General features: G+C 31.0%; 13 protein-coding genes. All 13 read right to left on the bottom strand.

Features of this window, described 5'->3' with window-relative positions:
• Positions 1–45 precede the first annotated feature (45 nt).
• Positions 46–174: a hypothetical protein gene (locus JCM16418_RS26495; protein ID WP_256203078.1), complete on the bottom strand. Its 129-nt coding sequence runs from the start codon at positions 172–174 to the stop codon at positions 46–48.
• 69 nt (positions 175–243) lie between these two features.
• Positions 244–822: an HNH endonuclease gene (locus JCM16418_RS23060; protein ID WP_036653723.1), complete on the bottom strand. Its 579-nt coding sequence runs from the start codon at positions 820–822 to the stop codon at positions 244–246.
• Positions 823–865: 43 nt separating this feature from the next.
• Complete coding sequence (locus JCM16418_RS23055) at positions 866–1,114, bottom strand: hypothetical protein (RefSeq protein ID WP_036653722.1); 249 nt, start codon at positions 1,112–1,114, stop codon at positions 866–868.
• A gap of 205 nt (positions 1,115–1,319) precedes the next feature.
• Positions 1,320–1,976 (bottom strand): hypothetical protein, encoded by a 657-nt coding sequence (locus JCM16418_RS23050; protein WP_036653720.1) that lies wholly within the window; start codon positions 1,974–1,976, stop codon positions 1,320–1,322.
• Between the two features lie 338 nt (positions 1,977–2,314).
• A complete protein-coding gene (locus JCM16418_RS23045; RefSeq protein WP_036653718.1) occupies positions 2,315–2,695 on the bottom strand; it encodes a hypothetical protein in 381 nt (126 codons plus the stop codon).
• Between the two features lie 249 nt (positions 2,696–2,944).
• Positions 2,945–3,640 carry a metallophosphoesterase family protein gene (locus tag JCM16418_RS23040; RefSeq protein ID WP_036653716.1) on the bottom strand — a complete coding sequence of 232 codons (696 nt, stop codon included), beginning with the start codon at positions 3,638–3,640 and terminating at the stop codon, positions 2,945–2,947.
• A 31-nt stretch (positions 3,641–3,671) separates the two neighbouring features.
• The gene (locus JCM16418_RS23035; RefSeq protein WP_036653714.1) at positions 3,672–3,917 is read right to left on the bottom strand and encodes a hypothetical protein; all 246 of its coding nucleotides are present in this window, start codon (positions 3,915–3,917) and stop codon (positions 3,672–3,674) included.
• Positions 3,918–3,996: 79 nt separating this feature from the next.
• Positions 3,997–4,287, bottom strand: coding sequence for a hypothetical protein (locus JCM16418_RS23030; protein WP_036653713.1), 291 nt, complete (start codon positions 4,285–4,287; stop codon positions 3,997–3,999).
• A gap of 195 nt (positions 4,288–4,482) precedes the next feature.
• Positions 4,483–4,617 (bottom strand): YggL 50S ribosome-binding family protein, encoded by a 135-nt coding sequence (locus tag JCM16418_RS26175; protein ID WP_218186969.1) that lies wholly within the window; start codon positions 4,615–4,617, stop codon positions 4,483–4,485.
• 338 nt (positions 4,618–4,955) lie between these two features.
• Positions 4,956–5,183 carry a hypothetical protein gene (locus JCM16418_RS23025; RefSeq protein ID WP_036653711.1) on the bottom strand — a complete coding sequence of 76 codons (228 nt, stop codon included), beginning with the start codon at positions 5,181–5,183 and terminating at the stop codon, positions 4,956–4,958.
• Positions 5,184–5,364: 181 nt separating this feature from the next.
• A complete protein-coding gene (locus JCM16418_RS24080; RefSeq protein ID WP_052020732.1) occupies positions 5,365–5,928 on the bottom strand; it encodes a GNAT family N-acetyltransferase in 564 nt (187 codons plus the stop codon).
• A gap of 126 nt (positions 5,929–6,054) precedes the next feature.
• The gene (locus JCM16418_RS23015; protein WP_036653709.1) at positions 6,055–6,885 is read right to left on the bottom strand and encodes a hypothetical protein; all 831 of its coding nucleotides are present in this window, start codon (positions 6,883–6,885) and stop codon (positions 6,055–6,057) included.
• Between the two features lie 186 nt (positions 6,886–7,071).
• Positions 7,072–7,278 carry a hypothetical protein gene (locus JCM16418_RS23010; RefSeq protein ID WP_036653707.1) on the bottom strand — a complete coding sequence of 69 codons (207 nt, stop codon included), beginning with the start codon at positions 7,276–7,278 and terminating at the stop codon, positions 7,072–7,074.
• Positions 7,279–7,446 lie beyond the last annotated feature (168 nt).

The following is a 7,446-nucleotide window of genomic DNA, read 5'->3' as shown; positions in this document are numbered from 1 at the left end:
TTTAAAAAATATCTTTTCTCTCCTTTATTATTTCAAGCCTTTTCTTCAGCATATTTTTTCATGTTTCTTAAGGAAAGGCTCTACTTCGGCATCACTCTCTTCTGGATCTGGTTCAGTTGTAAGCTCATCCCTTACTTGTTGCAGCTTAGTAATATTTTCTGGTGATAGTGCCATTTCACAACCTCCGTACCATAACGGTTAATCAGTTTACCTATCTGTATAAAACCAGCATTCCTGAGTGTTTTAGACTCTATTTTTCCCTGCATATTTACCATAGTATTTCTTTCTCATTCTTTCTGCGAATTTACCTGCCTCATGTACATCATCAAAATATCCTAATCTAGTGTTCTCTCCATCTATTTGTAACTGAACCATCCACATTTCAACATTCTTATTCCAACAAACATTGCGATAGCCAGATGTATTATTTTTATTCTGTCCATTCCTATCCTTAGAATTATTTTCATTTGTTGTTACCTCTAGGTTACTTATTCGATTATCAAGTGTATTGTGGTTCTTATGATGAACATATTGATTTTGACTTGCATCGGCTTCTAACACTATTTTATGTAAGTATGGAGTTCTTGTTTTATATTGTTCAATTAATTTCTGATTGTGCAAAATAGTTTGTGCATAATAACTGTCCGTTTTCTTTCTATAGGTAGCTCTCCAATGATGATTTATTTTTATCAAATAATCTAGTACTGCCATATCCACCAGAATTTCTAACTCTTCCCTTTTCTTATTTATAAAATGTAGTGCAGCATAATCCCCTTTGATACTATAATCATTAAGCGGATAATAATCTCCCTTTCTTGCCAACCTGTTTATTACTCCTTTCCTTAGCCTTGATCAAAGTAAACTTTTATAAATTTTTTGTCGCTTCGATATGAACATTAACAAAGCAATAATCCTGATCTTTTAGGGCATCCAACATCTCTTTTATAGTTGTTGATTTGTATCCAAGCTGAACACTTCCATTGTTCATACAAAGCAAATAATAGTAATCGTTCATTTCGATAATTTGGTGTAGATATTCGCCCATCTTTATGTACAGCGGAAGCATATACTCCTTAACTGTTTCTTTGTGAAATTTAATAGTCAGATTAGTCATTTTAACACTCCTTATATGTTATTGGTCTGCATCCTTATGTTTCCTCATTTTATCATGAGTGATATTAACCGAAAAATTTAGTATTGCAAAACCAATGATCAATAACGCGATTAAATTCCATGCCAAAGCGAGATTAGGACGATAAAGAGTAAAAGATGTGCTGACATCAAACATTATATGAGTAATAACTACACACCATATTCTTCTAGTCAATAACAATATGAGTCCAAGACAAAATCCAAATCCCGACAATAGAATTGTAAATATCAAAATCAAACCAACCTTCTGAGTAGCTGAATGTATGTAACCATCCAAAAATAAGAGAGCTTATCAATAAAGCGATAGCTAAGATAATATTTTGATATATGATTTTATTTTTATTGATAATCTTACATACTAATTTATGTAATAACATTGAAATAACAAGTATTGTTGAATATCTCCATATTTCTTCTGCTCCCGCAATCAAGGCTGAAAATAAACTCGCTGCAAACTTTTCGAACGTTGTGTACTGTGTTAGATTTTGTGGATTCTCTCCAGTAGAGAAAAGCTTTGAAAAATATTTTATAAAAATTGCAATTAAAAAGGGGGCTGCCATAGGAAAAACAATATAATATTTAATGTTGCTACTCATTTTTGAAGATTTATCGAGAGGTAATAATTCACGATTCTGAATAAACACAAAGCAATAAATCAGTAGTGCGAATATATTATAATATAGAATTGGAATTTCTATGAATCTATTCCTAACTATTGTAAATAATGGTAACAAAATAAATACAGCAGCATTTAAATAAAAGAACAACTTGCTACTTTTAAAGAAAATTGAAGGAATTCTTGTCATAAGATTATTGTTTTCCAAAAAAGATTCTCCTTATTACAATAAGATATTTTTATGAGATCATCTATACTTTTTTTCTGCTTAAAATGTACGTTCATTCAAACTTTTATCATTCCCAATATAAAGAGTCTTCTTCATTCTCAATAAAATCAATTAAATGATTAATTCTTTCGACGCATTCAGCGTACTCTTTAACGCTTTTGTATTTTTCCTTCAAATTATCTTGCTTTAGTCTTAACTTTCCAATTTCATTCTTAAATTTAATGATCTCAGATGAATCGTACTCTTTGATTTCATATAGTCCACCATATGTTTTATTAATGTTATATCACCACTACTTTCATATAATATTTGTATCATTAGATTTGCTTAACAGACAAATCATTCATTCTTATAAACTTTCCAAGGCCAATATCCCAATCATATCCAAAGCTATTTTTTAGTTTACAAGCTAAATCGCATTCTTCTTTAGTTTCATAAATATCCCATGGAAAATATGTTCTATAATTTTTATCAGTGTAATAAGCAGTAATATTGTTATTAACCTTAGAGTTTCTTAAATGTTCTTCATATGAGTAAATCCCATCCGAAATTGGAGTCCATGACCACTCAGAAACCCAGTAAGTTTTATCTAATTCTACTGTTTTAGAGAGTTTAGAAAGAGTTTCTAAAACATCTAGTGCTGCACCTTCGTCTTTTACAGTCAATCCTACTACTAACCTTTTGAATTCTTTTAACATTTACACTCTCCTTTTTAATGAAATATTTGTTTTAAACAAACTTGACTACTTCACAGTTTTCTTCAGTTGTGTAAACATCTCCGTCATCATTCATATAATAGATTGTTTCTAGTTTTCTTTCTCTAGTTACTTTAAGACCTTGAGATTCGTATATCTTTACAGTATCTTCGATATTCAATTCATTTCCATCATGATCATAAATTCCATGACTTAAAACTTTGTACAGTTCGATCACCTCATATATTTGTTTTACTTAATTCTAACCATATCGCAATATATCAATCTTTGATCTTTTGGCAGCTCACAATCATGATGAAAGTGTCCGAAAAACCATTTTTTATAGCTTAGTTTCTCTTCAATATTATAAAAGTACAAATGCATTTTATCTAACTCCATATGAATACCATATCGTTCAGAAATATACTCTAAGGCAGTTGTCGAGCATGTATGAGTTAAAATATAGTCAGCTCTCCAATCATGCTTATTAAGGATATCTAGCCCTTCTTCATATTCCCCTTTTGAGGGCATCTCTCTGCTCCACCACGTCTTACCTTCTTTTCTATATTCCTTATCATGTGATGCAGCCCCACCGAATGTAAAGAACTTTTGTCCTTCTATATCAAACATTTGTCCACGCGTCAAATGAATAACACTATGATTAATTCTATGCACTTTTCCACCATTCCATTGTTCTACTGGATACGCTTCAAGTAGATCAAAGTTCTCATGATTACCATCAATAAACAGTGTAGTGAATGGTTTTTCTTTATCTAGCCATTTCAACCAATATTGATCTTCCTTGCTTCCGTCCCAGATTAGTCCGAAATCACCAACAATAATTACATAATCATCTTTAGTTAACTTCTTTTGCTCTGGAAAATTCTTTGTGTTCAATCTACGTCCAACACTTATAGTGCCATGAATATCTCCTGTTACATAGATCACTTATAGCATCATCCTTTCTTCGTCGTAAAAGTCATATTTTATTCAAATAATTGTTAACTATTTCTAATACTCTATCGTGTATTATTTTGTACGTGGTTTGATTGTGGTGAACACTATTCCCATAAGTTTCAATTTCAACACCATCTATCCATACTGTAATTTCAGAGTGATTTGATTCTATATTTTTGTTAATTGCTCTTTCCAAGTCTGTTGTAACTAATATATTCTCATAATCATGAACGTAGTTGAGCGATACCACATAAATAACTTCCTCCAATTCTTTTCACCTCATTCCATTTTTGATAAAACTCACATTTCGATAGGACTTTTTAACTTTAAGCTTATTGAAGAATTTTTTATAAATTTCTAACTGCAACTTTATTTTTGTCGAATTGACCACTTATATTTCGCGACTGAATCCTTTTTATGTAACCGTTGGACTCTAACTCGTTTATAATATTAGCTGTTGAATCGCGACCATTTTTACTAATCGTTTTTAAAACATTTAAATTAAAAGTGGCATTTTCGGATACTGATAATAAGTATGTATACATACCTTTTGCTTGCCATGTTATTTTATCGTCTATCAAATAATTCTTTTTTATCACTATGTAATCACAGCTACCCGTTAAGGATATTTTTGACATAGGCTCCTCCATTGTTGAGAAAATTTTCTAAAGTCGTTTTAGAACGTTATTTAATTTCATTAAAACGTTTATAACACAAGAAGAATACAAATAATGTTCCTTATTAAAACTTCCAGTCTCCTCAATATTAACCCTGATATCTCTTATTCCTCATGAAAGGCAAGTTTTATTCTCTAAAGTCGTTTCCTTCTTCGTCTATTTGCTTACTACCCCACCAAATCCCCATCCATTAGCCTCTATGAACTCAATAAACTTATCAAGAAACTCATCATGATCAATATTTCCCTCATTAGCGAAAATTGCTCCACTAATCTCAATACCTTTTTTCATCCTAATCTACTCTCCTCTATTAACTAAAAAGAAAGGTCATTTATATTATTATAATATCAGCAAGGCAAGTACTGGCAGATAAACTTCTCATTTTTTAGCGCTTATTTTTTTCCATACTTATTCCAAACTTTATCTCCTAGTATACTAAAAAACTTTAAAAGCCACTCATGAATAATTACATAAATTATAATTGCAACAATTAAGATGATTATTGCAGGCCAATTCCACTCACTCATAGGTGGTAACTCTACGTCTCTATCAAAAATATTAATACTAAAAACCACCTATTCTGAAATTTACAATCACTGTGTAAGTTTTTAACTTGTATAAAAGACTCATTACAAAAGATCTATTTGTTTGTTTAACCACTTATTAAACGTTTCATCATTCAAATCTTCTGAAGATTTATTCCATGTGCGTTGATCCATGGCTTGCTTAAAATTAAAGTTTTGAAGTGTTGTGCTATTCTCAACTTTTTCAATTTCCTCGTTGACCCTAGCTCTTATTTCTCTTTTGGCTTCCTCAACATAAAAATCAATTATCTCTTCTTTAGTAGCTTGGTACACTAAAAGTCCTCTGCAATTGTAGACCATATGCAATATGTACCGTCTGGTGCTTTTACAATCTTCTTCACCACATCACACTCCCATATAAAATAAAAGAATTGTTTTATGTACACTTCAAACCGTATATAGCATCTAAGTTGATAATGTTTTTAATTTATTATTCTGAAGCTTTATCAAATACTCAAAGTGTTTTTTCTATTCTCATTTTTTTAAAGTCCACATCAAAACCAAATTTATTGTAATAATGTTCTAATCGATCATAATGCGCAGCATCAACATGAGAAATTATTCCACTAATTTTCCTGATTCGATGATCCTTTACATATTTCAATAAATACTCCATAGCAAGAGAGCCATAGCCTTTATTGCTATTTTCTTCAGAAGATTCAATATTCGCAATGAAAATACTATTATTGTCTTCGTTTATCTCAACATATACAACTAAATAATGACGGCTCTTCGATGGATGTTTAACATAAATATCTATACCGTTACGGTTACCTGATGAGTAAACTATTACAGTTTCATTCATATTATATATTGATTTTGTTAATGAAACTGAGATTAATTTATAATTTTGCTTCATTAATTCTTCAAGACTCGATAGTAATCTATTATTCTTTTTCAGCTCAGATTTTGTGTTAGATATATCTTGCCTGAGATCTATATTTCTTTTGATTAGTATCTGATTTTCCATAAAAACTCCAGGGCAAATTCTTTGGGCTATTCTCTTTCTGATATTCAAATCACTCATTCCTCCTGCTGTTAGTCAATATACAAAAGAATATGCCATACTTTTCCTATTTCTAAGTTAAGTTTAGCATATTCTACGTTAATCAGTCAATTATTAAATTGTATAATATAGTATTTTTTACTTGTTTAATTTCCAATCATATTCGACTCCACGTTCAATCAGTTGTACTGGAACTCTAGATCCATTCTCATCAACATAAATCAGTTCTGTGCCTACAATAACTTCCTTACCAGCATCATCTAGTTCGACTATATTAATACTCTTCTGTTGTAGTGATTTCTTATAATCCCCCCAAGACAATTTAGCTTCACGTTTGATATAAGAAGACTCGGCCTTACTAATGAGATCAATTAATTCGTTAATTGAAACTTGTGACTCTTCATTCTTTTCTTTTGATTTAAGAATGCTTTTCAACTCATCTAGCGAGATGGTATCTGAGTAATTATCTACAACCCAATCAGTGAGCAAACTATCATCTTTAATGATTTCTGGCTGCTTCACTTTACTGGTCAAATCACGATATGTAAGTTTAATTGATTTGCTAATTTTCAATGGTTTTTTGCCTTCTGATACTCGCTTTTCATTTTCCAACTCTTCGGCAGCAATCAGGCGTTGATGATACAAATGCATATGAACTTTAAGGCTCTCAATATTGGCTTTACGGGATTTAGTACTACGTTCTAACCATTCGTCAATCTTAGCCTTTCCTTCTTCTAACTTATCAATTTTAGCTTGTAATGGAGCCTTCTGTGCTTTAGATATTTCCTCATCTTCAGCATTCTTCTCTTCCAGTTTATTTAGCAAGTAATCTACCTTCATTGCCATTTCTTTATTATCAATTGTCCATCCCTCTGTATTGAATCCTGCAAGCTCTAGTTCAACATTATCCTCTGTTTCTTCAAGATACTGATTTGTGATTGATTCTAACTCATCATTTAAAATACCCATTAATTATCAAGCTCCTTATATTTTTTTATTCTTAAAAGATTCCCTAGAACATTTATCGAATGGAATGAATTTTTTACTATAGACTTGTATGTATAAAATATTGCATTTAAAAGTTTCCCATAAGTATTGCAAATACTGCATTAATTAGACCTCCATCTGTGCATAAAAACTATCTTTCATGAACGATTAAAAATCGTAAATTGGTAGTTCGGCAATCTCTATACTGCATAGCTGTGTCTTAGGTAAATTGTCTTCATAATATTGTTCAAATAACTCCGAAGCAATCCTTGATTTACAAGGAAAAACTTTAATTTTAGAATCACTGAAGGAATCTCCGCCATCTTCGAGATAACGTACAAGTACAACGTGAAGTTTTTCTTTACTTTCCTTCATTATTTATCCTTTCAATGTGAAACGTGGATTTTATTCACTCTCTTTATATTGCTTAATTAGCTCTTTACGACTCATCTTCAATTCTTTTAAAAGAAACTCTAGAAGAGTTTCACTATCAAAGTCTTCTTTCCTACAATATTTACAACTTGTGTCCTGCGACCATTCTGA

The sequence above is a fragment of the Paenibacillus pini JCM 16418 genome, assembly GCF_000576305.1.
In the GTDB taxonomy this organism is placed as follows: Bacteria; Bacillota; Bacilli; order Paenibacillales; family Paenibacillaceae; genus Paenibacillus_AQ; species Paenibacillus_AQ pini.
The sequence above is the reverse complement of the archived record's forward strand: the minus strand, read 5'-3'. Positions and strand labels throughout refer to the sequence as shown.